The sequence below is a fragment of the Vibrio clamense genome (assembly GCF_050337905.1).
Classification (GTDB): domain Bacteria; phylum Pseudomonadota; class Gammaproteobacteria; order Enterobacterales; family Vibrionaceae; genus Vibrio; species Vibrio cortegadensis.
Window position 1 is genome coordinate 426,344 of record NZ_JAKJTJ010000019.1, and the last position, 25,560, is coordinate 451,903.

Annotated in this window: 22 protein-coding genes; 8 read left to right on the top strand and 14 right to left on the bottom strand. The window is 42.7% G+C overall.

What is annotated here, in order from left to right; all coding sequences use genetic code 11:
- The first annotated feature begins 156 nt into the window (after nucleotides 1-156).
- From L4C39_RS04860 to L4C39_RS04875, 4 genes are all read left to right on the top strand, one after another.
- A complete protein-coding gene (locus L4C39_RS04860) occupies nucleotides 157-729 on the top strand; it encodes a hypothetical protein (protein WP_017054274.1) in 573 nt (190 codons plus the stop codon).
- 12 nt (nucleotides 730-741) lie between these two features.
- A complete protein-coding gene (gene mfd, locus L4C39_RS04865) occupies nucleotides 742-4,215 on the top strand; it encodes a transcription-repair coupling factor (RefSeq protein ID WP_429744775.1) in 3,474 nt (1,157 codons plus the stop codon).
- Nucleotides 4,216-4,350: 135 nt separating this feature from the next.
- Nucleotides 4,351-5,136 (top strand): peptidoglycan binding protein CsiV, encoded by a 786-nt coding sequence (locus L4C39_RS04870; protein ID WP_017054272.1) that lies wholly within the window; start codon nucleotides 4,351-4,353, stop codon nucleotides 5,134-5,136.
- Between the two features lie 179 nt (nucleotides 5,137-5,315).
- Entirely contained in the window at nucleotides 5,316-5,858 is a 543-nt protein-coding gene (locus tag L4C39_RS04875) for a GNAT family N-acetyltransferase (RefSeq protein ID WP_429744777.1), read from the top strand.
- 106 nt (nucleotides 5,859-5,964) lie between these two features.
- On the opposite strand, the gene L4C39_RS04880 is transcribed toward L4C39_RS04875, so the two are convergent.
- The 7 genes from L4C39_RS04880 to hinT form a co-directional block, all read right to left on the bottom strand.
- A complete protein-coding gene (locus tag L4C39_RS04880) occupies nucleotides 5,965-7,254 on the bottom strand; it encodes an NAD(P)/FAD-dependent oxidoreductase (protein ID WP_171756598.1) in 1,290 nt (429 codons plus the stop codon).
- 428 nt (nucleotides 7,255-7,682) lie between these two features.
- Complete coding sequence (ycfP, locus tag L4C39_RS04885) at nucleotides 7,683-8,222, bottom strand: alpha/beta hydrolase YcfP (protein WP_113797547.1); 540 nt, start codon at nucleotides 8,220-8,222, stop codon at nucleotides 7,683-7,685.
- A 110-nt stretch (nucleotides 8,223-8,332) separates the two neighbouring features.
- Nucleotides 8,333-9,187 carry a phosphotransferase gene (locus tag L4C39_RS04890; protein WP_429744779.1) on the bottom strand — a complete coding sequence of 285 codons (855 nt, stop codon included), beginning with the start codon at nucleotides 9,185-9,187 and terminating at the stop codon, nucleotides 8,333-8,335.
- 44 nt (nucleotides 9,188-9,231) lie between these two features.
- Nucleotides 9,232-9,822 carry a penicillin-binding protein activator LpoB gene (gene lpoB / locus L4C39_RS04895; RefSeq protein ID WP_017054475.1) on the bottom strand — a complete coding sequence of 197 codons (591 nt, stop codon included), beginning with the start codon at nucleotides 9,820-9,822 and terminating at the stop codon, nucleotides 9,232-9,234.
- A gap of 86 nt (nucleotides 9,823-9,908) precedes the next feature.
- Entirely contained in the window at nucleotides 9,909-10,298 is a 390-nt protein-coding gene (locus L4C39_RS04900) for a YcfL family putative periplasmic lipoprotein (protein WP_171756599.1), read from the bottom strand.
- On the bottom strand, nucleotides 10,295-11,623 hold the full coding sequence (locus L4C39_RS04905) for a COG3014 family protein (protein WP_429744835.1): 1,329 nt from the start codon (nucleotides 11,621-11,623) through the stop codon (nucleotides 10,295-10,297). The genes L4C39_RS04900 and L4C39_RS04905 overlap by 4 nt, the downstream gene beginning before the upstream one ends.
- A gap of 243 nt (nucleotides 11,624-11,866) precedes the next feature.
- Entirely contained in the window at nucleotides 11,867-12,217 is a 351-nt protein-coding gene (gene hinT / locus L4C39_RS04910; RefSeq protein ID WP_017054478.1) for a purine nucleoside phosphoramidase, read from the bottom strand.
- A 257-nt stretch (nucleotides 12,218-12,474) separates the two neighbouring features.
- Here hinT and L4C39_RS04915 point away from each other — a divergent pair, with 257 nt between their 5' ends.
- Complete coding sequence (locus L4C39_RS04915; RefSeq protein WP_429744782.1) at nucleotides 12,475-14,466, top strand: methyl-accepting chemotaxis protein; 1,992 nt, start codon at nucleotides 12,475-12,477, stop codon at nucleotides 14,464-14,466.
- Nucleotides 14,467-14,687: 221 nt separating this feature from the next.
- Nucleotides 14,688-15,851 (top strand): DUF1887 family protein, encoded by a 1,164-nt coding sequence (locus L4C39_RS04920; protein ID WP_171756601.1) that lies wholly within the window; start codon nucleotides 14,688-14,690, stop codon nucleotides 15,849-15,851.
- A gap of 110 nt (nucleotides 15,852-15,961) precedes the next feature.
- Here L4C39_RS04920 and L4C39_RS04925 read toward each other — a convergent pair whose 3' ends face one another.
- The 6 genes from L4C39_RS04925 to nrtS form a co-directional block, all read right to left on the bottom strand.
- Nucleotides 15,962-16,993: a porin gene (locus L4C39_RS04925; RefSeq protein ID WP_171756602.1), complete on the bottom strand. Its 1,032-nt coding sequence runs from the start codon at nucleotides 16,991-16,993 to the stop codon at nucleotides 15,962-15,964.
- 502 nt (nucleotides 16,994-17,495) lie between these two features.
- On the bottom strand, nucleotides 17,496-18,254 hold the full coding sequence (gene udp, locus L4C39_RS04930; protein ID WP_017052671.1) for a uridine phosphorylase: 759 nt from the start codon (nucleotides 18,252-18,254) through the stop codon (nucleotides 17,496-17,498).
- A gap of 408 nt (nucleotides 18,255-18,662) precedes the next feature.
- Nucleotides 18,663-20,972 carry a zinc/cadmium/mercury/lead-transporting ATPase gene (locus tag L4C39_RS04935; RefSeq protein WP_429744785.1) on the bottom strand — a complete coding sequence of 770 codons (2,310 nt, stop codon included), beginning with the start codon at nucleotides 20,970-20,972 and terminating at the stop codon, nucleotides 18,663-18,665.
- Nucleotides 20,973-21,038: 66 nt separating this feature from the next.
- Entirely contained in the window at nucleotides 21,039-22,508 is a 1,470-nt protein-coding gene (locus tag L4C39_RS04940; protein ID WP_429744787.1) for an MATE family efflux transporter, read from the bottom strand.
- A 117-nt stretch (nucleotides 22,509-22,625) separates the two neighbouring features.
- Nucleotides 22,626-23,042 carry a CBS domain-containing protein gene (locus L4C39_RS04945; RefSeq protein ID WP_017052674.1) on the bottom strand — a complete coding sequence of 139 codons (417 nt, stop codon included), beginning with the start codon at nucleotides 23,040-23,042 and terminating at the stop codon, nucleotides 22,626-22,628.
- A gap of 171 nt (nucleotides 23,043-23,213) precedes the next feature.
- Nucleotides 23,214-23,414 carry a nitrate/nitrite transporter NrtS gene (nrtS, locus tag L4C39_RS04950; RefSeq protein ID WP_429744790.1) on the bottom strand — a complete coding sequence of 67 codons (201 nt, stop codon included), beginning with the start codon at nucleotides 23,412-23,414 and terminating at the stop codon, nucleotides 23,214-23,216.
- 160 nt (nucleotides 23,415-23,574) lie between these two features.
- Between nrtS and L4C39_RS04955 the strand changes: the two genes are divergently transcribed.
- Nucleotides 23,575-23,853, top strand: a complete 279-nt coding sequence (locus L4C39_RS04955) for a hypothetical protein (protein ID WP_050988736.1) — start codon at nucleotides 23,575-23,577, stop codon at nucleotides 23,851-23,853.
- 65 nt (nucleotides 23,854-23,918) lie between these two features.
- Here L4C39_RS04955 and L4C39_RS04960 read toward each other — a convergent pair whose 3' ends face one another.
- Nucleotides 23,919-24,881 (bottom strand): glycosyl transferase family protein, encoded by a 963-nt coding sequence (locus L4C39_RS04960; RefSeq protein ID WP_429744792.1) that lies wholly within the window; start codon nucleotides 24,879-24,881, stop codon nucleotides 23,919-23,921.
- 209 nt (nucleotides 24,882-25,090) lie between these two features.
- On the opposite strand from L4C39_RS04960, the gene L4C39_RS04965 reads away from it, so the two are divergent.
- Nucleotides 25,091-25,459: a RidA family protein gene (locus L4C39_RS04965; RefSeq protein WP_017052678.1), complete on the top strand. Its 369-nt coding sequence runs from the start codon at nucleotides 25,091-25,093 to the stop codon at nucleotides 25,457-25,459.
- Nucleotides 25,460-25,560: the final 101 nt, after the last annotated feature.

Consider the following 25,560-nt stretch of genomic DNA (forward strand, 5'->3'; position numbering starts at 1 on the left):
TATGCGAGATAATGTAACGGTAAACGCTCGATGAGTGTAGCTCTAATTTGTTAACTTCTTATCAAAACGACTCATATCGCGCTGATAAATGTAACTTATCTTGATTAGTTAGCCTACATGACGATAATCAATAGGTTAACTAGAAGGAAGTAGAGTATGACACAAAACGATTTTTTTACTGTTCATCACAGCTTGACGGTCAATATAGAGCCACTGGCTGCGGATTATACTCTGCCATCAATGACGCAGTTTGTTGCAGAAATTCCCGCACCATTTATTGTTGCGAGTGAATTTAGCCAGCTTGATCAGCTAACTGAGAATGCACGTTCTGAACTAAAAAATAACGATTTTAAGCATGTAATCAATTTGCTTGATACACAAAATACCAAACTCAACTTACTCCTGACATTTATGTTGTCTCAGCAAGACCAAGCAGAATTTCGTGGTCAAACATTAAGCTTTGGAGCCAGTCAGTTCACCTATTTAGCACAGCAGCCTCTTGCGGTTGGTCAAGTGGTCCGAGCAAAACTCTTTCTTGAACACCCTCCTGCTGCAATCTACTGTTATGCTAGTGTCACCAGCGTAAAAGAGGCAGACAATGGTACCCATGAAATTCAGATGAAATATGATCTACTTAGAGATTCAGATCAGGACTTACTCATCAAAGCTGCACTATATCAACAGCAAAAATTGCTGCGCCAACGTTCTTTAGATCGAGAAAACAAATAAGTATCCAGCATCATGACAAAATCAGCACTTCTTTCTCTCATTAACCCGAAAGGGATGGGCGATAAAAAACACATAGGCAACCTACAAGGTTCCGCACTCGCCCTTGCCATTGCGGAGCTTGCAGAGCAACACGATAGCCATACTTTGCTTGCGGTCCCCGATCCCCAAATCGCACTTAAATTACTCGCTGAAATTGAGCAGTTCACCTCTGCGCAAGTATCTCTTTTTCCTGATTGGGAAACGCTTCCTTACGACAATTTTTCACCGCATCAAGAGATAATTTCAGACCGCATTGCGCACCTGTATCAGTTACCGACCCAAACGTCTGGTATCACCATAGTGCCAATCAGCACATTACTTCAGCGACAATCTCCGCGTGATTTCTTAATGCAGCACACCTTGATGGTGAAAGCAGGCGATCTGTTTTCTCTTGAAAAATTACGTTTGCAGCTTGAGAAATCTGGTTATCGCCACGTTGATCAAGTTTTCGGTCCTGGTGAGTACGCAAACAGAGGTTCGATCATCGATCTGTTTCCTATGGGCAGTCACGACCCTTACAGAATCGATTTCTTCGATGATGAAATAGACACGATTAGAACGTTTGACCCAGAAAACCAGCGTTCAAAAGAGGACATCAGCGAAATAAGACTGMTGCCAGCGCACGAGTTTCCGACCACTGAAACTGCCATCGAAGATTTTCGTATTCGCTGGCGTCAACAGTTTGAAACCCGTCGTGAACCTGAATCCATTTATATGCAAGTATCAAAAGGAACATGGCCAGCGGGCATCGAGTATTGGCAACCACTCTTCTTCGATGAGACAGAAACCTTATTTGATTACATTGCCGAAGGCAGTCAACTCATCACTATCGGCGATCTTGAAACGTCCATTGATACTTTCTTAGCGGATGTTGATCACCGTTATGACCAACGGAAAATAGATCCGCTAAGACCGTTGCTTGAACCTTCGCAGCTGTGGATGAAGAAAGATGAGCTTTTCAGCCGCTTTAAACTTCACCCTCAAGTTCAGCTTCACATTGATGAAATCACCGCTAAACAGGGTCGTATTAACCTGCCAATTGAATCACTTCCCGATTTAGCCGTGCAGCACAACAACAAAGAACCTCTAGCGGCTTTACGTAAATTCAGTGAGACCTATCAAGGTAAGATTATTTTTTCCGTTGAATCGGAAGGTCGACGAGAAGCACTTACCGAGTTATTGCAGCAGATAAAGTTACGCCCGATTGAAACAGAGAGCTTTGCTCACGCGCTGGCCTCAAAAGATAAGTTCAATTTAGTATTAGGCTCGGCTGAACATGGTTTCTCCTACCGTGACGACACTCAACCAGAAAAGAACATTGCCTTTATTTGCGAAAGTGATTTATTAGGCGATCGCGTTATTCAACGACGCAAAAAAGATAAAAAAGCGGTCAATAGCGATACGGTCATTCGCCATTTAGCCGAGCTAAAAGCAGGCCAGCCCGTCGTTCATATTGATCACGGTATCGGCCGCTTTATTGGCCTCCAAACTCTTGAAGCGGGCGGAATGCTCACCGAGTACGTAACGCTGGAGTATCAAAATGATGCCAAGCTTTATGTGCCTGTCGCCTCACTTAATCTGATTGGGCGATACTCAGGTGGTGCAGAAGAGACCGCGCCACTGCATAAGTTAGGTGGCGATGCTTGGGTTAAGGCTCGAAAACGTGCCGCCGAAAAAGTGCGAGATGTTGCCGCTGAGCTTCTTGATGTATACGCAAAAAGAGAACTTAAACCCGGTCACAAATTTGCATTAGATCGAGGCCAGTACGCCACATTCAAAGCTGGTTTCCCATTTGATGAAACCGAAGATCAAGCGATGGCGATTAACGCTGTGATGTCGGATATGTGCCAAGCCAAAGCAATGGATCGTCTAGTCTGTGGTGATGTAGGTTTTGGTAAAACAGAAGTCGCCATGCGTGCAGCTTTTGTATGCACAGACAACAATAAGCAAGTCGCAGTATTAGTTCCTACAACCCTGCTTGCTCAGCAACATTTCGAAAATTTCCGAGACCGTTTTGCTAACCAACCGATTCGAGTTGAAGTATTATCTCGATTCAAAAGTGCTAAAGAACAGAAACAAATTCTCGCGGATACCGCAGAAGGTAAAGTCGACATTCTGATCGGCACTCATAAGTTACTTTCAAGCAGTATTTCATTCCAAGATTTAGGCTTGTTGGTCGTCGATGAAGAGCACAGGTTTGGTGTAAGACAAAAAGAAAAAGTCAAAGCGATGCGTGCTGATGTGGATATTTTAACACTCACCGCAACGCCAATCCCTAGAACGCTGAATATGGCAATGAGTGGGATGCGTGACCTATCAATTATCGCGACACCACCCGCAAGGCGTCTCGCCATTAAGACCTTTGTTCGTGAAAGCGACGACACCGTGATTCGTGAAGCAGTTTTGCGTGAAATAATGCGCGGTGGTCAAGTTTACTTCCTGCACAACCAAGTCGACACCATTGAGAAAGTGGCGGCCGATTTAGAGAAGTTAATCCCTGAAGCACGCGTAACCGTGGCTCATGGGCAGATGCGTGAACGTGAATTGGAAAAGATCATGAATGATTTTTACCACCAACGATTCAACTTATTGGTCTGTACAACGATCATTGAAACTGGAATCGACGTTCCCACCGCGAACACCATCATCATGGATCGTGCTGATAGCTTAGGTTTAGCTCAATTGCACCAACTTCGTGGTCGTGTTGGGCGTTCACATCACCAAGCTTATGCTTATATGCTCACTCCTCACCCTAAAGCGATGACAAAAGATGCCATTAAGCGTTTAGATGCCATCGCCTCTCTTGAAGATCTCGGGGCTGGTTTTACTCTGGCAACTCACGATTTAGAGATACGTGGCGCAGGTGAACTCCTCGGTGATGAGCAAAGTGGTCAAATTCAATCCATTGGGTTTAGTTTATATATGGAGATGCTTGAACAAGCGGTTGAAGCATTAAAAGAGGGGAAAGAGCCATCACTCGATGATCTGCTTCGTGAACAAACAGAAGTGGAAATGCGGATTCCGGCCTTATTACCTGATGAGTATATTCCCGATGTGAATACTCGTCTTTCGATGTATAAACGTATCGCAAGTGTGTCGTCTGCCTCCGATCTTTCAGAGCTTAAAGTCGAACTGATTGACCGATTCGGGCTTCTTCCTGATGCCACGAAGAACCTGCTTTCTGTTTCTGAACTGAAAGTCGCAGCGGCCCCAATTAAAGTGAAGAAAATTGAAGCCCACGATAAAGGTGGATACATTGAGTTCTATCCAGATGCTGACATAAATCCAATGTATTTGGTTAAACTATTGCAATCTCAACCACAAAAATTTGCAATGGAAGGACCCACTAAACTGAAGTTTACGATACCATTGGTTGATAGACGTAAACGAATTCAGTTCATCGCAGATCTGTTAAATGAATTTCGGCAAAATTTAATGCCAGCTTAAGTTAATACCAGCTTAAGTTAATGGCTTGCAATCCAGAGGCTTGCGCTTATCGTGATTCGAGAGCGGCAAGCCTCACGGTAATTAAACTATTGAAACGAGATACGTAGAGAGTATGTATCTATGACTGGAGTCAAAATGAGAATACTGATCCCACTACTGCTTCTTTTTGTCTCTTTGCCAAGTTTGGCTCAGAGACAATTTGACATAGAAGTGATCATTTTTAAACGTGCGGTAGATGCTGAACAGGTCAATGAATCTTGGCCAAATCAACTACCCTCAATCAAAATGGATAACGTTGGCGATTTCCAAAATTCGGAGTACCGCAGCAAAAAAGGCGTAACCATGCTGCCAGCGAGTGAATATCAACTCACCGACCAACGTAACGCACTGAAAAAACATGCGGGCTTTAAAGTATTGCTGCATACCGCTTGGCGACAAGGTGATGAAGGCAAATCTGCAGCCCCTGTTTTCCATATTCAAGGTGGCAAAGATTACTCTGCTAAATTTAATACCGATGGGTCTGAAAAAATCGCTTTTGTTGATCAAAGCTTGTCTTCTGACAGCATAACTGAAGAGACCATTGACCAACCACTCTATGAGCTTGATGGAAAGCTGCAAGTTTATGTGCAGCATTACTTGTATGCCGATACAACCTTAGATCTAAAAGCACCGAGTGTCAGAGAGGTTACGATTGAAGCTAAACAAGTTGATCTCACTTCGGATGACCCATTAGAAGTAGAGTCAAATGTTCAAATTGGCAATTTAGAGAATATCTCACCTACGATTGAAGTTGAGGAGTTCTTGAAAAGCTACCGTATGAAGCAAAAACGTCGCATGCGCAGCAGTGAAACTCACTATTTAGACAACCCATTATTAGGCGTGATTATTCAAGTAAGAAAAGTGGCGCAAACAGACTCGTAGAGAGGCTATTTATTAGGATCTAAGCTAAAGGCTAAAAGAGCTAAAAGCTGAAAACAAACGAGTACACGTTAGCGTAGATAGGCACCACATTTCGACTCAAGCCAAACTTAAGTATTCCGCTATCGCCCTCACACTTTGAGGGCGATACCTTTTGACCATTTGTTTTTAAAAGGAGAGGTATGAGCCCTGACTTTCAGATCATTACCCAAAGGTTATGTTTAAGGTTAATCGATCACTCGGAAGAAGAAATTTTTGCTACCGAGGTTGCCCACTCCCCCTCCCTGCATCAATGGATTGATTGGTGTACTCCTCACTTTTCAGTCGAAGATAGCCGACAATTTTTACTGGCAACACGATTAAACTGGGCGAAAGCGACCTCTTTTGGGTTTGGTATCTTTCGAAAGTCCGATCAAGCGCTTATCGGTATGGTTGCCATTAATGAGTTCTACCACACCTTTAATATGGCGAGTATGGGTTATTGGGTTCTCGATAAACACCAGCGCCATGGCTACGCGAAAGAAGCATTAAACGCACTAACAGAGTTCTGCTTTGCAAAATTAATGCTTACCCGCCTAGAGATAGTGTGTGACCCAGATAATATGCCTAGCCAAGCATTAATTGAGCAATGTGGTGGAATAAAAGAAGGAGTCGCTAGAAACCGCTTCCTCTTTAACGGCAAACCTAAAGCTGGCGTTGTATACTCACTCATACCCGAGAGATAGGTAAGTTCGTTACATATTTAAGGTCACTTCAGCTGAAAATATAAAAATAAAAAAAGAGCTCACAAGAGAGCTCTTCATTCAATTAAGATCCGGTTTGATCAACCGCTTAATGCAGCTTTAAGTTAGGACGTAACACTCGATTAATTCGACCTACTAGCATCATTAATCCAGTTTTCACAAATCCGTGCAATGCCACTTGGTGCATCCGATACAGTGAGATATAAACCACTCGCGCAATGCGTCCTTCAACCATCATAGAACCTTTGGTTAAATTTCCCATTAAGCTGCCAACCGTTGAGAATCGACTTAACGATACAAGCGAACCATGATCGTTATAAACGTAGTCTTTAAGATCTTTTCCATTTAACTTAGCAACGATATTCGTAAATGCCATACTTGCCATTTGGTGAGCCGCTTGTGCTCTAGGTGGCACAAACTTACCATCTTGCTGGGTACACTGAGCCAAGTCGCCAATAACAAAAATGTTGTCATCACGAGTCGTTTGTAGGGTATTTTTTACTACTAGCTGATTAATGCGGTTGGTTTCAAGCCCGCCAATATCTTTAATGAAATCAGGCGCTTTGATACCAGCAGCCCAAACCATTATCTGTGCCGAGATTTTATCGCCATCTTTGGTTGTTAAGCCTGTTGCATCAGCTTCAGTCACCATAGTAGCAGTACGAACTGTCACGCCGAGATTAACAAGCTCTTGGTGTGCTGCCGATGAGATTCGTGGCGGTAATGCTGGCAGAATGCGCTCACCCGCTTCCACTAAATTGACGTTTAGTTTACTTGAATCAAGATCGCCAAAACCATATGTTCTTAGCTCTTTGACTGCGTTATGAAGCTCAGCACTTAGTTCAACCCCAGTAGCACCAGCACCGACAATAGCAATATCTACCGTGCCTTGACCGTTTTTAGCATGCAATTTTAGGAACTGATTGTTCATTTCGGTACGGAAACGGTGTGCTTGTTCTGGGCTATCAAGAAAAATACAGTTATCACGAACACCTGGTGTATTGAAATCATTTGATGTTGAGCCAATCGCCATCACCAAAATGTCATATTCAATTTCACGGCTTGGCATTAATAGCTCGCCATGTTCGTCGGTGAGTTCGCTTAATACAACCACTTTACGCTCACGATCAATATCCGCGAGGCTACCCATTTGGAAGTCGAAATGGTGATTCTTTGCATGTGCGCGATAGCTTAAAGCATCGACACCCGCATCCAGTGAACCTGTTGCAACTTCATGCAATAACGGTTTCCACAAATGGCTTGCTTTGCGATCAACAAGGGTGATTTGAGCACGATTTTTACGGCCTAAAGTTCGGCCCAATTTGGTCGCCAATTCAAGACCACCAGCGCCACCGCCAACAACGATAATTCGAGTCACGATATAATCCTCTACAAAAATGAATAAATGGTGTTCGGCTCGATTACTCCAACCGATAAATTCTTTATTTGTCTTTCTGTCACACAGAAATGGGTTTAGAGGTTGTTCTTAAACTGTTCACGTTTGGGTTTCAAAGGTTCTCACGCCCAAAATAAGGGGTAAGAACAATAAATGGGTAAGTTTTTTACTTACTCTCAACTTTTTTTGATATTTATCAAAATATTTATAGTTTAGACATTATATAGAGCCAAATTTTCATCGCAACCAGTGATTAACTGTATTTCATTATTATTTGCATGGTTTTGGCTAATAAAAAAGCGATGCCCGTTAAGCACCGCTTTATCTGAAGGTTCTATTTGTATATCGCTGGCTTCTCTGTTTGCTAAAAGCTAAACGGACAATCCAAGCTTCAAGCCTAAGAACTTAAACTAAGCTTCTTTGAACGCTTTCATCGCTTGTAGATGTTGAGAGATTTTCTTAAACTTATGCGTTTGAGTTTCGTCCCAAATGATTGAGTAGTAATCTTTAAGCTCAGCTTCAGTCTGCTTGTTATCGTGTACGTCATCTTCACTGGTCAAAATAACTAAGCAACGATCTTTGTTTTTCATCCGATATTGCTCAACGCATTTTGTCGCAATATCTTCATACTCTTCTGGGCGGTCAATGCGACCAACCATATTTCTCTCAGGGTGCAGATTAGGGTTAAAAATAACCTGTTTGATCCCGCAGAGAAAACCGATGCGTTCAGACCAAAAGCCACCAAGCCCTACTCCACAAATAATAGGATGTGGATCGTCTGACTGTTCAATGACTTTATGCACTTCTTTCAACAGATGTTGCATGTCATGTTTTGGATGTTGCGTGCTGTAATTAATAAAACGAACATCTTCATCAATGAATTGTAGCTGCAACACTTTCTCGTGGTTACCTGGGCTTGTTGAGTCAAAGCCATGTAGGTAAATAATCATAGTACCTCTCCCGTTCCATATTGGTACACTTCATATCAATCTACCATGAAAGCTAGGGTTTTAAAGGGATAGCTTAAATAATTACTCTATAAGTATCTCGAAAAGTGATCCTAACTACAGAATGTTTGCCTTAACTTATTAGCTTGGTGCAAATAATGCTCATCTCCCCATAACTGATGAGCAAGCAAGTACCATAGCATTCCCATCATTTTTACTCGGGGTTGCCAAGCTTGTACTCCTTCTACCCAGCCATCTACATCCGCAATCTGTCTAAATAAACAATAGCGATAAACGCTCTCAAGCACAGGCTCTTCCGCCGCTTCAATCGTCAGCATTAAATCTAACCTCGGATCTGAGATCGTCGCATACTCCCAGTCAATAACCTTTATTCCCTCTACTGTTTTAACTAGGTTGTAGCAGCCTAAATCAAAATGGCAAAGTGAAAGCTCGATAGCAGGAATATTCGGTGCACCGCGCCACTGCTGATAGACGGACTCAAACTCTGGCGTTCTGAAATTTTGGCTAAGTTGCATCCAGTAGTGATCCACTCTTGCGGTAAAACTAAATGGGATCAGAGGCAGTACCGAAGTATCAAATCGATGAATACTTGCCGCCGTTTTTAAAATGGAATCAAACGAAGCGCCTGCAGACATGCATTCGCCTTCAACAAATGAGACCAATAACCCTTGCTCATTCACTAGAACAGGCTTTGGACCTAAATGCGTCGATTCAATAGCACTAAGAACTTGGAACTCTTGATGACGAGAAATAGAGAATGCTTGAGAAATGGAGGTATGAGGACGCCACACGTAAGACTGATCAGACTCTGTAATCAGCTTCCAGCAGCGATTCGTCAATCCGCCAGTTAAGGTATGAACCGTCACTGGCGGAGTAACAAAGAAGTCATCAAGTGACTGTAAGGTATTATCGAGCTGTTTAGCTTCAATCCACGCAAATCTAGCCACTAGATGTCTTCCTTTAGGTAGGATCTAACTTGAATTATCTCTAACTATAATCCCAGTAAGCTTTTTGATTCTTGCTTACGGATTTCAGTTTCATCTGCCCATTCGATAAGACCGGTTTCTAGATCCATCAGACGCATGGTCATCTTGTAGTAAACATCTTTATCGCTACCTGCATTTTTAACAATGCTCGATAGGTTTCCGTACATCATGTACTGCGCACCAACCATTTTACCAAACTGAATCGCATTGCTTTGATTCACAAGTTCATCGTTGTTTTGGAAATTCAACTGTTCGCGTACCGACTCAACACGGTCCATATCAACAAAACGGAATTTACCTGAATTTAGCATTTTGGTGCTGATGGTATCGGTAATCGATTCAGTATCAATATGTTCACTAGTCTTGTTCTTAATACGCTCAACAAAAACGATTGGACGTTGGTCACGTGTAATAACCGCGACAGAACCAGCCGTCATCATGCTATCAACCATTTCTCCAGCAATTTTTTGTAAATCAGTAGAACCAAAATCAATGGTTGTTGTTTCAGTAGCCTGCGCATCACCGTAGCTAACTTTATTTGAACAGCCACCAAGAATTACGGCCAAACCTAGTAATGCAATCACACTTTTTTTCATATTGGTTCCTTTATCCACCAAGGGTACTCATTTATCTAAATAATTACGGTTTAAAGCGTTACATTTAAAGGTAACGCCTTAAACATTTAGTCGTTTGAAGCTCGAATTTGAACTCGATATTGGGTGCCATTTGGGTTGACAGAAACCTCTGAAATCGAAAAGCTTTCATAGCCTCGAACAACAGCCTGACGCCAAGGACCTTGTTTCAAATTGACTTCAAGCCCTGAATCGTCATACCAATAGAAGCGGTACAAAATATGCTGATCGCCTTTATACTGACTGCTGAGTTTTACGACACCTCGCGTGTGCCCATCAACTTGTGTCGTTGCAATATCATCGATAATCAAACGACCACCCAGTACATGATCGCTAAACAGCACTTTCTGCGTTAAGCCATCCACTCGCAACCCAGCAGTATTATCCGCACAGCCCACTAACATGAGTGCTGTTAGCATGCCCAATAACCATCTCTTCATTTTAATCTCCCTAGTTGTTTATGCCACATAATGGCATTTCCACCTTGGCGAGATACCCATACCAAAGTCGTTTGACCTTTAGGTACATTAAACTGATAGCTCTGCCCATCAACCTGTAGTGAGTGCTCACCTGCCGCAACAATTTGGCTTGCACTATTCACTTCGGCTGGCAGAGTTTGCCAGCTTCGCGTATCTGGCTGCTCTGTTAACGCATTCCAAACATTGAACAATAAATTCCCAACATCATCACCTTTTGCAGCTTCTTTGCGGATCCTATCTTTAGCTACTACTCGGAGTGCTTGGCGAATCACGATGCTCGGCAACCTTTCAGAAAGATCGTTTTGCGCCATTAAGTTAATATTAGCTAATTGGCTAGTATTTACGCGATTGTTATCCAAATGCATGGCAGAAAATCGCTCTGACGCTTGCTTAGGATAATAAGGCAAGGCTAAAGAGTAGATCGCCCCATTACTTCGACTGTCATAAATGGGTAAATCTAAACGCCAACTTTGCATCGCATCAACAACGCCTTGCTCTTCAATGACAATAACTCGCCCTTGATTACTGGTTAACTTCGTAACTGAGCCGTAACGCTTCGTTAATTTAGCCAGGTCTTGATTCATACCTAGGCTCTTTGCTAAACGAATCGTATTATTAATAATTTCGGTGTTCTCAGGCATAACGGCCAATGCTCGTCGATAATCGACATAGGCGGCATTGGGGTCATTTGACGCTTCGTAAAGAAGGCCTGACAAAAACAGCAAATAACCGTTTTGCACCGCTTGCAACTTTTTCCCTGCGTCTGGGTAATTAGACAGCACACTGCCTAAATTTGGTGACAAGCCTTTAGATCTAATATCACTTTGTGCCGACTGTAGCTCTTTTTCTCGTATTTTTTTTGCTTGCTCTTGCACTTGGTTTGCGCGACGCATTTCAACCAATGCACCTTCTAAACTATTCTCTTTCAAATAGTTCAAACCAAGATAGAGATGTAGAAAGCCCAACTCATAATCTGCTGGGGTGTACTCCGTCAAATTATCATTAACCGCTAATGCACCGACACTCGTGACCGAATCGGTCACCGATATCACTGCTTTATCTTGCTGAATTCTGACCGCTCGATCACTTAGCTCTAAACTCGATTTACTTTCTGGAAATTGTTCATTAAGAAAGAGCACTCGCCCTCTCTCAAAATTATCCAAAATGTCACCTGCGGCATAATCAGGTAATGCATCTTCAGCTTTTTGATACTGTCCGGTCGCAACAGCTTGATGAACCGCATTATTTTGAGCGCTGTAATGACTAAAAAGATTACCAGCCGACAAGGTCGAACAAGCTGAAATCATGATCGACATTGTCGAAACTGCTAATAGTCGAATCTGTCGTCTCACTTATTTCTCCAAATTACCGGCTTATCACGCCATTGTTCTGTTTGTATTTGTAGCTCTATTTGTATTTGTAGTTCTATTCGTATGGTCATTAAAGAATAATAGTTGCCAATTGTTTATGTTGACTGATGATTTGTTGAGACCGTCGAAAAACAAAAAAGTTAGGCAACCATTAAAAAATTAACTCATCAACAACGGACCCAATGGGCGACCACCCACTAAATGCATGTGAATATGGTATACCTCTTGTCCACCATGAGAGTTGCAGTTGACGATCAAGCGGTAACCTTTTTCATCAATGCCTTCTTCTTTTGCGAGTTTTTTTGCTACCGTAAACATACGCCCCATCATCGCTTCATCTTCGACTTCGACGTCATTAGTTGTAGGGATGAGTTTGTTAGGGATGATCAGAATGTGACTTGGCGCACGTGGGTTGATATCACGAAATGCGGTAACGAGATCATCTTGGTACAACAAATCTGTCGGGATTTCTTTACGAATGATTTTACTGAAAATGGTTTCTTCCGCCATTGAAGCTCTCCAAGATATTTAAGTTTATTACGCAATTAGTATGCTATTTGCTCTTAGTTAGTATGCGCCAAGCATTAATAAACCTCAATAGAAAACACTGTTCATTTATAATAATCGCTATCACATCAATAGTGCGAGGATATTTTTGACGTGTGCGTCAAAGAACGTGTGTCTCACTATCAATACAATGCTAACAATTTTGTTATTTTGAAGACTGTTGGTCTTTTTTTATTTTTTGTATTTCTAGGGAGAGTTTTATGAAAGGCTCAGTGATAAAGCGAATGTACGCTGGTTTTGCACTGATAATCCTCATGTTAGCCATTACTATTGCGATAATGATGGATGGCATGAGTCAGATTCATTCCAATTTTCAAACTGTATCGAAAACAGCATTACCCTTAGTTTCGTTATCTAATCAAACCAGTGTGCAGTTACTTTCTGCAGATAAATCTTTTAAGGATTTCTTAACGACTCAAAGTGATGAGCGTATGACCGTCATTCGCGGTGAGTTCGCTACGGCAAAAGATCAATTCTCTCAGGTTCTCTCCCAATTAGAGGCCGCAAGTAACAAAGACCCTTCATTAACAGAGCGAATCACGCAATTACGAGAAATGGAATTGCGCTACTTCGCTGAAGCCGCTGATGCTATGAACAATTATGAATCGATGTTCTCTGCTCAAGAAAAAGTGCAAAAATCTTCGCGCAACTTCCAGCGTCTACATTCAGAACTGAGTGTCGGTATGAAAGAGTATGTGAGCGACCAAACCAGCATCTCAGTGAAAGTGATGGCGAAGAGCTATTTCATTAAATTGAAAGATGCAGAAGTGATCACCTCAGATGCTTTAGCAAGTTCAGATACTGCATTTGTTCAAAAGGCGGTAACGAAAAACAAAAAAGCAGTGACTCACCTTAATTACGCATACCGTGGTTTAACCGCGCAGCTTCCATCACTTAAAGATGCCTTTGATGAATCGGTAAAGCAGTTCACACGCGATGTCGGCCAAAAAGGTGGGGTGCTTGATCAGCACAATAACTACCTTCTTGCAAAGCAGGCTCTTTATGAAAATATCGCTAATCTCGCGGCTGAAATTGATAATGCCATGCTGATTTTAGATTCATTCAATGTCACGGCTTCAGAAAAACTGAATTCATCATTAGCTGAAGCAGGCGACGTTTATGACCAAGGTGTAATAAAGGCCATCAGTATTGGAGTTCTAGTTACCATCTTTGCTGCGGCAATTGGCTACCATATTTCACATAGCGTTCGCACTCCATTGAATAGCATTTTAAGTGTACTGGAATGCCTCACTGAAGGTGACATGACCAAACGTATTGATGGTAAATTCAGCCTAGAGTTTAGTCGTGTCAGCGGCCACATTAATACTCTTGCTGATAGCCTGCACGATATTCTGGTTAAGCTTAATGATGCCTCTGATAACCTCACCGACACGGCAGGAACCAACCAAACAACATCGACGAATGCCCAGCAACAGCTCAACAACCAGCGAGAACAGACAGCGAATGTTGCCACTGCGATGACAGAAATGGCGCACTCGGTACAAGAAGTGGCGAGCAGTGCGCAAAGCTCTTTACAGATGGTTCAACAAGTTGAAACGGCATCTGAATCTGGCCGTCAAATCATGAACGACAACATCACCACTATTAACCAATTAGAATCTCGCCTTAATGAGTCTGTAGAAGCTGTTGGCGAATTGCAAAAAATGAGCAGTCAAATTGGCTCTATTTTGGATGTGATCCGTAACATTGCAGAACAGACCAACCTTCTGGCTCTAAATGCCGCGATTGAAGCCGCTCGAGCGGGCGAACAAGGACGCGGTTTTGCAGTTGTTGCGGATGAGGTTCGGGTACTTGCGCAACGTACAACGGAATCTACGTCTGAGATTGAAACGATGATCAGCAATCTTCAGTCATCGTCAAAATCTGCTGGTAAGGTGATTGAAGGCTGTATGAACGATATGGATATGTCTGTCGAGCAAGCTTCAAATGCTAATAGTGCGATGGAAGAGATCCAAGCTCTGATTATGGAAATTAGCCAAATGAGTACTCATATCTCACAAGCGGCGGTAGAGCAAAATGAGACGACATCTGACATTGCAAGAAACATTGAAGATATTAATCACATCGCCGATGCCAGCTACCAAGCGATGTCATCTATCGCACAAGCCAGTGAAAATTTAGCAGGACTTGCCCACCAGCAAGGTGAATTAGTACACCGCTTTAAGTTGTAATAGAGAATCAATCGACAATGGGCTCAATGTAACTGGTATGAGCCAATTGTTCGATTAAAAACATAAAGTCTGTAAAGGTTCTGTAAATTATTGACTAAGGGCGACTTTTCTATGAAGTCGCCCTTGTTTTTTTTACGCTGCGGCATTATATGTCTACTAAGGCTTGCGAATTTCTTTTGATACCTCACTCTAGGCAGGCCATATGACATTAAGGAATACCTATGGCTGTCCATGTTGGCATCATCGATCAAGACCCTATTCGCTTGCTCACTCCGCTTCTTGATAACCGAACGATCAGTACTCACATTGTGTTCATTGGAGATGATGATCAAAGACATATCTATGATCGACTAAACGCCGTTCTAGAGAAACGTTCGATCACTTCTGAATTTTTTGAGATACCGACCGCAGTCGATACATCTGCCATTAAAGCCTCAATTCAAACACTGGCTCAAAATCTAAAAGCCCGTGGCGGAGAAGTGAAACTCAACGCGAGTTGTGGCCTACGCCATCGCCTGCTTTCTGTCTATGAAGTTTTCCGTTCTTATCACTGGCCGATTTTTGTTGTTGAACCAAACAGCGACAAGCTATGCTGGCTCTACCCTGATGGAAAAGAAGAAGCACAAGTTCAAGATAGAATCACCATTGATGACTACCTGACTGTTTTCGGTGCTCGTGGTGAATTTAACTCTCACGAACTGCCTCCGCAGCTTGATCAAAAACTTTACGAACTTGGTGAACGTTGGGCGGGAAATGCGTTAGAGCTAGGCCCAGGATTAGCGACGCTTAATTATTTAGCGACAACCTGTCGTAAAGAACAGAAGCTTGATGTGCCACTATCGGAAAAGCAACAAGGCTATCGTGAGCTCAACATGCTTCTGACTGACTTAGTGGATGCCAATATCGCGACCTATGAAAATGGTATTCTTACCTTTGCCAATGAGGATGCGCGTCGTTTCTCAAATGGTGAATGGCTAGAAACTCTAGTTCATAGCACGGTGAAACAGATCCAAGATGAAATGCCTACAATCCAAGACCGTTCGTTAAATGTTCAAGTTTATCGCAACCTTGGTGAGCGCGAAGTTCGCAATGAATTAGACGTTGCCTCAGTGGTCAATAACAAACTGCATATTATCGAGTGTAAAACCAAGGGCATGCGAGATGATGGGGATGACACCCTCTACAAACTTGAATCATTACGCGATCTCCTCGGCGGCCTGCAAGCTCGTGCAATGCTTGTCAGTTTCCGCCCTTTACGCCATAACGATATCACTCGTGCAGAAGATTTAGGACTTGCGCTGATCGGCCCTGATGAACTTAAAAACTTAAAACATTATCTGACCGCTTGGTTTAAAGAAGCTGGCGGATACGATGATTTGCAGTAACGCGTCACAATAGCTAATCACAAAGCCTGGTCACAAAAGCAAGTCACAGAAAAAAGCCCAACCATCAATCATGGTTGGGCAAAAGAAAAGGCATAATCTTTTAAACGTTTTTACCAGTAAACACGGGCACCAATAGCAAAGCGACTTTCGCCATCATTCTTCGTTGGACCAACGAAAACGTCAGATCCTTGATTGGTGTAACCTGTGGTTGTACCTTTGCTATAACCCATTTCTGCATAAATGCGTGACCAGCTATTAAACTTGTGTACCGCGCCTAAGTAAGCATTTTTGCCGTCGCCTTCTAAGCTGCCAGCTTTTTGCTCTACATACTCAACACCAGAATAAGCACTCGTTTTCTTTGTAAAGGCATATGTACCACCTAAGCTGAATGCATTCTCCTTAATTTTCCCAGATGAGTTAAGATCCTCAAGCTGTGCGTTGTAATAAGTGAAACCGACAAGCGCATCACCCATTGTGTATTCGACCGTACCTTCGAAGAAAGTATTTTTTAAATCAGCAACGATATCTGTACCTGAGTTATCTCCGACTACATGACCTTTTGATGTATTGGTACCACCACCAAAGTGTAGAGATAGATCACCCGCTGATGTTCCAGCATAAAGTTCTGTCAGCTCTTGGTTGGTATCGTCTTGATCTAAACCGTGGTTCGCCGCTACCCAGAAGCTATCGCTTTCATAGTTATACTTAATCAACGAGTCATGACGGGCACCTGAAAGTGTCGCATGGCGTAAACCAGTGCCACCAAAGAAGTACGAGTAATCCGCGCCCCAAGTGTCATCCGATACAACCCACTGACGACCTACGGTAATTTTACCGAAATCGCCACTCACACCCGCATAATGCAGGCGGTTTTTCATTGTATAGTCGCCTTTACCTTGCAGACCAAATTCAACTTTACCAAAAACATTAATCCCCTCAACCAACTGGTACTCTGCTTTTACACCCGCTCTTGATGAACCGGCACCAAGAGTGATGTCTTTATCTGGGTTTTTCTTTAATTCTGTACGAAGCTGACCATAAAATTCAGCTTTGCCCTCATCTGATTTATAGATTTCTGCGGCTGATACGGCACCAGCGACGAAAAGAGAAGGGATGATTACTGCTAGAAGTGTTTTTTTCATTTTACTGTCCTGTGACTTTATTATCCTTAATAGCGCACGCCGTCCTAGCTGCGCCGGGAAAAGCTAACAGGAATTAATTTCAGTCACAAATGACTCTTTCAGAATGATTAATCAGAAAACTCAATAAAAACAGTTAAATGACTCGCATACCTTTAATTTTCTAGCAGCACATAAAAAACACATTACTACTCACATTTTAGTCAGAAAAAAGAACCCATAACATTAACCAATCCAGTAATAACAAGTAATCAGAAAACCTCACAAGAAAAATAAACCCACCTTATCAGCATAATTACTCACATCACTTCAAGCGATTCATATTCAAATTGCTATTAACTTATAATCTGTAGTTATAATAAACTTTCGAGGCAGTTCAAATTTATAAAATAATCAATGTAAGTTATTGTTTTAAAAGTTATTTACATTTGGTCCAAAAATACAAAAAGAGCAAAGGTTTCCCTTTGCTCTTTTCGTGTTTATTTATCTATCGGAGGACAGAAAATTAAAGCATTTTACGAGCCGCTGCTACAACGACTTTAATAGAGCGCGCTTCTGTCTCTTTCAACGTTGCGTGATCTGGGATTTCTTTTTGTGTACGGTTAATGATAACACCCGCTACACAACCCGCTTTAAGACCTGAGCTTGCACACATTGTAAGTAATGTTGCTGATTCCATTTCAAAGTTAAGAACGCCCATATCTTGCCATTCTTGCATTGAACCTTGGAAACGCTTAACTACACGACCAGAGAACGTATCGTAACGCTCTTGACCTGGGTAGAACGTATCACTTGAAGCAGTTACACCCATGTGAACGGCTGCGCCAGACTCTTCAACGGCAGCTTTCATTGCAGTTGCGATTTCGAAATCAGCCACAGCTGGGAATTCCATAGGAGCGAAATGCAAGCTTGCACCGTCTAAACGAACAGAACCAGTAGTAACGATCATGTCACCTACGTTTACGTGAGATTGAATCGCACCAGTAGTACCAACACGTAAGAAAGTACGAACACCAAGCTGTGCTAGTTCTTCTACAGCAATAGAAGTTGAAGGACCACCGATACCAGTTGAACATACAACAACAGACTTGCCATCAAGCTCTGCACGGTAAAGAGTATATTCACGGTGGCTAGCTAGGAAAACTGGGTTCTCCATTTCTTCAGCAATCTTTTGTACACGAGCCGGATCGCCAGGGATGATAGCAAGAGTAGCGCCATTTAGATCAGCTTCAGTAATACCTAGGTGGAAAACAGCTTGAGACATAAGTCACTCCTTTATGGCTTAGTTAACGAGTTCTTCGCTTCGCTGGCTAAGCACGTATTAAATTGGTTGGGGTACACAACAACTCTAACCAACCTTAGAAGAATAAAGAGTGATATACATCACAACCAACAGCAAGATGTAACATGCGCTTTCACATAAAATCGGTTGGCATCACACTTTTATCATACAAAGAAAACTAGGTTGCATAAATTTGAGATAGAAAAACATTAAACCGAACAAAGTATAGGCACTGAATATGACAAAAAGCCTCTTTTATCTGCTTATCTATTTATTTTCCTAGGCATTTATCGTCGAACATAAAAAAGGTGTTGAACCCAAGAAGTTCAACACCTTTGAATAACTATGATTGAGTTATACTTTCAGTAAGTTCAAAACCGTAGTTTTATTTTATTCATCTATTTTCGATTTAAATTTAAGAAGACGTAAAGCATTAAGTGTCACCAAAGCCGTTGCGCCACTGTCTGCCAATACTGCAACCCATAACCCTGTTATACCTAACAGGCTTGTGACCAGAAATACGCTCTTTAAGCCCAGCGCCAAAATGACATTTTGACGAATATTATTGAGTGTCGCACGTGATAACTCAATCATACCTGCAAGCTCAATCAGTCGATTATGAGTCAAGGCTGAGTCTGCCGTTTCCAGCGCGACATCAGTCCCCCCGCCCATCGCAATACCGACGCTCGCGGCTTTCATTGCTGGAGCATCATTAATCCCATCACCGACCATACCAACGACAGAGTCTGCCGATAGCTTATCCACATAGGTCACTTTATCTTTAGGCAGTAGGCTTGCTTTAAAATCAATCCCGATCTTCTGACTAATGGCTGCAGCACTACGCGGATTATCTCCTGTCAACATAACGGAGTTAATACCCAATTTTTTCAGTGCTTCAATAGCTTGATGAGCATCTTCACGAAGAGTATCTTGCCACGCAATAATACCAATCGCCGCGGTATCTGAACTGGCGACAACAACGGTTTTACCCTGCTCTTCAAGCTGATGGATCCTATCTAGAACATCGCTCTCTAGCTCAACGTTCACTTTCGTTGGCGCTAAAATATAATATTCCGCCCCATCGAGTTCTCCTCGAACGCCACTTCCAACTAAAGCCTGCTTATTGATGGCTTCAGGCATATCAATCCCCAAGCTCTCCGCTTTTCTAACTAGAGAGATTGCAAGCGGGTGACTTGAACCGACTTCAATTGCCGAAACCACCCGTAAAAAAGCCTCCTCTTGCCACCCATTCAGAGTGATCACATCGGTTACTTCTGGTTTGCCTTTCGTTAAAGTACCAGTTTTATCGAAAGCAATCGTTTCAATTTTTCCTAGCTGTTCCAGCGCCGCGCCACCTTTAATTAAAGCACCTCGTCTCGCCCCTGCCGCTAGCCCTGAAGTAATCGCCGCCGGTGTTGAAATCACTAGTGCACAAGGACATGCAATCAATAACAATGCTAAACCGCGATAAACCCAAGTTTCCCAAGGTTGAGCAAACAATAGTGGCGGCGTAATGATAACCAGCAGTGAGACCAACATCATGAGTGGCGTATACCAACGACTGAACTTATCTAAAAATCGCTCAAGAGGTGCTTTACGAGATTCCGCCTCTTCTATTAGGTGCAGAATTCGATCTATCGCGTTTTCGCCCTGCTTGGAAGTGATAGAAAAGCGCACCACTTTATCGACTACTACGGCACCTGCCATCACACCTTCGCCTTTAAAACGCTCAACAGGGATCGACTCACCTGTTAATGCACTCTCATCAAAGCTGGCGTTACTGTCTTGTAACTGACCATCTGCGGGTAAACGCGAACCTGGAGAGACTTCGATGACATCACCTGGTGTTAGTTCACTAGCTGAGACTTCAACTCGCTCACCGTTAACAATTTTCACTGCCGACTCTGGCACTAATGCCATTAATGCTTGTACACCACTACGCGCCCTCGAAGCGGCAAAGGCTTCAAGTCGTTCTCCGATAAGGAATAGTAGCAGTACCATTGCCGCTTCAACGGTTTCACCAAGGTAGAGTGCCCCAAGCGCTGCAACACTCATTAAGGTTTCAATCGCAAATGGCGTGCCTGACTTGGCTAAAGTGATCGCTTTCTTTGTTACGGGGAACAAGCCGAGTAAGCAGGTAAGGATAAAGACCCACTGGCTAAATTCTGGAGCAATAGGTTTGATCAAAGCACCTATTGCCATCGCTGAGGCTATCGCAATAATTTGAGCATTGGCCTTTAATACAGACTGCCAACCAGAAGTTTGAGGTTCGGAACTGGGAGCGGTTGTTGACCGCAGAGGAAAGCCCGTTTTTTTCGCCACTTTTTCGATATGTTCGGCAAGCGATGGATCATCAAAGTTGACGACCAGTTTTTCTGTAGCAAATAAGACTTTAGCGTTAACGACACCTTCAACGTTCTGAATCGCCGTTTCAATCTTTCGAGCACAAGATGGGCAATCCATCCCTGAAACTTTCCAGCTTTGAGAGTAGTGACTATTTGATGTTAAGGGCTGACTGTCCTCTTCCGCGGGGTCTGTACCACAGCAACTTGAACCACCACTTTCTGTTTCACAGCAACCTGCCGTTTGTGCCGTGCCTTCAGTAGAAATCGTCGTAATGGTTGGGCTTGAACAACTTCCCTTGCTAGAGGGATTAACACCTGTTTTGCTTGAACAGCACGCATCATGTTTAGTACACATATAGTTATCCTTATTAAAGTATGAATAAATCATACACCTTGGAGTTAGCTCCAAGGTCAAGAAAAACTATCGTGCTACATTCGTTTTTTCGATTTCATCTTCATCAATCGCAACTTCATCAATCAAAATGGCATCATGTGAACAAAATGGCTGTGTATTGATACAAATGATGGCTGGATCATCATCGTCTTCATCAGGAACGTCACTGTTTTTCATTATTTCAGCAATGTGATGACGCAAGGCCCATATCGCAATTAAACCAAATAGAACATTCCCTATCGCTTGACCATATAGTACACCAAGGGCTCCGTGCCAATACGCTCCAAGAGTAACGAATGGTAGCGTGCCTAACGTCGCTTTCCCCAAATTTAAAACCGTTGAATAGATGGGTTTGCCCAAGTTATTAAATGACGTATTCGCAACAAACAGTGCCCCATTAAACACAAAAGTGATCGCAACGTATGTGCAAAAGGCCCTTAACATGACAGCGGCATCCCCTTGCAAACTAAACGCTGCCACAATGAAATCTTGCACCAAATAAAGAACGCTACAAACCACCATCGTATAAACAGTGGTCACCACCAAAGAGTTACTCAATGTTTCCTTCACTCGCGTGATTTTATCGGCACCAAAGTTTTGACCAATGATCGGTCCAACAGCACCAGACAGTGCAAATATCACCGCAAAGCAGACAGGAGTCAGACGCCCGACAACCGCGTAGCCAGCCACAAAGTCTTCTCCAAATTGCGCGATGGCTGAGGTCACTATGGCATTACCAATAGGTGTCGCGGTATTAGTCAGAATGGCGGGCAATGCGATGGCCAGAATATTCCTGATATGCAGTTGCCATGCTGAGAAATTGGGGACCGCGACTAAGTTATGAACACGAATAAGAGGGTATAGGGAAAAGAAGAGAACCGTTGCTCTTGCAAATACAGATGCCAATGCTGCACCTTCAACGTTCCAACCAAAACCAAAAATAAAAATGGGGTCAAGGATCGCATTAACAATACCGCCAGACAGCGTCGCCCACATTGACCGCTTGGCATCGCCTGCCGCTCTTAGCCCTGCTCCTGCCGCCATCGCTAATGCAATAAAAGGACTGCTTGGTAATAAAATACGCAAATACGCTTCTGCTCTTTCAGCCGCAAGACCTTTTGCGCCTATTGCAGACAACAGCTCAGGTATATAAGTGAACATCACACTTGTCACTAAGACACTAATAAAAAATGCAGTAATCAATATGCTGACGCTTAATTGCCTAGCTGTCTGTGCCTGTTTTGCTCCGATGGACTTTGAAACCAACGCCCCCATCGCAATTGAAGTCCCGATTGAAACGGAGGTGGTAAAAAAGGTCAATGTTCCAGCAAAACCAACCGCAGCCGCTAACTCCACTTGTCCCAACATACTAATGAACAGCATATCTAATAGATCAACCACGAACAGCGCCATCAAGCCGATAGAGCCTGACCCTGTCATTACTAGAATGTGTTTCATTGTTGAGCCTTCAACAAACTTAGCGTTCTGTGTGGTCATTGACTCTCCGTCATCATCGTTTTTATGACTATCATTATATCGCTTGAACAACAAAAGGCGCTCTTGGCGCCCCTTGCTTATTTCTCTATTTCTCTATTTCTCTACAGAATAAATCCATCACACTGGGTGCTTGAAACACTCTTCGAGATTTTTACCTATCGCTCTTAGAACATCACGACGAGTAATAATGCCAACCAGTTTTTTATTATCAATCACTGGGTACACTTTCGGCTTTCCTACTTTCATCATCCCCGCTAAATCGATAATAGTCATATCAGGGCTCACAGACAAAACCTCTGCATGCATACAGTCACCAACAATATGCGTGTCTTGACAGAAATAGCTCACCTTCACCAATTTATCGAGTAAATCTTGCTCGGATAAGAAACCGATGACCTCTTCGGCATCATTAATAACAGGGCCGCCTAAATGGTCCGTTTTCATGACTTTGTCTAAAGCGGCACTTAAAGGCATATCAACGGTGAATGTTACCGCGCGCTGAGTCATATAATCTCGAACTCTCAATGATTCCATATCTATCTCCTTATACAGCCACATTATGCTGCCTATAGAGTAATTGTTGTCTAATTTCTTGATTTTACTAAATGGATTACAACAATTTTATTAATAGGCAAAACCTATCACTAGCAAGAACGTTGAAATAAAAGGGCTTGGGGAGGGTTAATAGAGAAATTTATTTTTTTCTCATCGTGTTTTTTCTACATCTTGCATGGTGAACACTGCGCTCACGAGTGAAACAATAAAGAGCACACAGTAAGTTAACAGCGCTTTGGTCCAACTAAAAACCCCTAGTCCCCAAATCGCATCATACTGATTGATTACATTCAAAATGCTGCCTACCACCAAAGCAATGATAAACGCCCGCTTATATAGCACTTTCGGCATAGTCTTCTCCATTTGTTTGTAAACGGCTAACGGGTACCACTCATGCTCAATGGCATTGGTGCATTAATTGTATTTGCCAGTAAGAGTAAGTATGGTGACAAACGTTTGAATGAACAATGTGACGCCTTCCACGACGAAACTAAGAAAGTTGACTAATACCATGAAACACTATTTCACTAAGCTCTACCAAGGGATATCTCACCACATTATGGACGCTTTAGACTTTCAATCTAGGATCTGGGTTATCCGTATTACTGAAAGTACATTTAAAGATCAGTCATTCATTATTAATGAAGATAGTTTTAGTGAATCTCTACAGTGGATGAAACAGCGTAATTATTCTGTCGAAATGTTAGAACAAGTAGAAAAAATGGCAATATCGCAGGTGAATTCCTTCCAATTTGGCGATCAACACCACCAACTGATGCGAGTAAAGTAGGTAGGCATATTGCACTTACTTATTAACTTAAAAATAAGTGCAATGTGGATGATCAGCTCAAAGTCTTATCCGTTTGATTGGCAATATGACTGCCAATATTCAAGAGCCTGTTTATAGGCCAATTCTCTATCGTGCAGATCTGCAAACAAAACCGCACTCATCGTATCAACCACGGCATTCGCCATTAATACCAACTCGCTGTCAGGCGTCCCTAAAATGCATGAAGACGGCAGTGGGATATCCTCTGACATCATTTCTGGCCAGTAGTACGATTCAACACCTTCAGGTGTGCTCATCCACACCGTTTGACTCACTTTAGGGTTATATTCAGATTCACCGGACTGGCCTTTAAAAGAGATAACTGAGTGTGACTTAATCCCAATCACATGCTCAACTTCTGCATGAAGCTGTTGAAAACCGGGATGAAAGCTACCACGAAGCCCCAAACGCCCCCCGCCTGGGTTCAGAGCTCTTACGACTGTGTTAATTGGCGTACGTAGGCCATAGCGGTTTTTCCAACCTAACATTGTTTTCGCTTGTGGAGCAAAACTGTCTAAAGGTAAGTAAGCAATATTGGATTGGCTCAGATGATCTTGTGCTTGTTCTACCGATTCAGCAGGGACAATATCAAACAAATGTAGATAGCTCTCAGCGTGTTCACGCCCACTCGGTTTATCCATATAACCATGCATTAAGACCCTGAAGCCATTATGAGCAAGGATATTAGCAGCCAACAGATGCCAAGGTTTCGCACTGCTTTTATCATTACGCTTACCGGCATAGCATGGCCAATCAATATCGACACCCATGTTTGGCACTCTTGATTGAAACGCTTTAACAAAACCAGCAATTTCAGCATTGGTCTCATTCTGCACTCTAATCAGCATAAGGAGCATCGCCATTTGGTCATCGCCCACTTGGCCATCAAGGTATTCATCCATGACTTGATACGCTTGCTCAAATGAGAGAGGTTTTCTCCCTCGCTCACCTCGACCAACCGCTCGTATGCACTCTAAAATTATGCTCATCCTTTCCTCTACGATCTAAGTACCCAGTTATCACAACATGCTATGGCGAAAAGCTCACTCAAACAACTTATTATCACAAAGGAATCAATTTGATTTTAAGCCACTTGAATCTCCCATAGTAAACAGGGATGATTGCGCCGATTAAGTGGAATTGAAAGTTTGTGCCATTCATCTACGTTCAATTCAAACGCTATGCATAGGAATAAATGATGTCAGAACTAAATACAAAAATTGAAAGAAACGAAACCAAACAGCGTATGAGCCGTGCCGTTGTGCATAACGGAGTGATCTACCTTTGTGGGCAAGTAGCGAAAGACTCAACAAAAGACATTACAGAGCAAACTCAAACCATGTTGGACAAAGTGGATGAATTGCTAACGAACTACGGTTCAAACCGTGAAAGTATGCTTTCTGCCACTATCTATGTGAAAACAATGGCTGACTTTGCTGAGATGAACGCAGTATGGGATGCTTGGGTACCAGAAGGTCATGCTCCTGCTCGTGCTTGTGTAGAAGCGAGTATGGCAAGAGAAGAACTGCTGGTCGAAATTTCAGTGATTGCAGCACAAGTCCGCTAGTCGATTGAAATGGGTTGAATATTTTTAGACGAATTTGTTCAACCCTTAATTTTATAAACTGAGCAAATACAAAGAGTCACTGATTTATTCGCTTTTTTTAC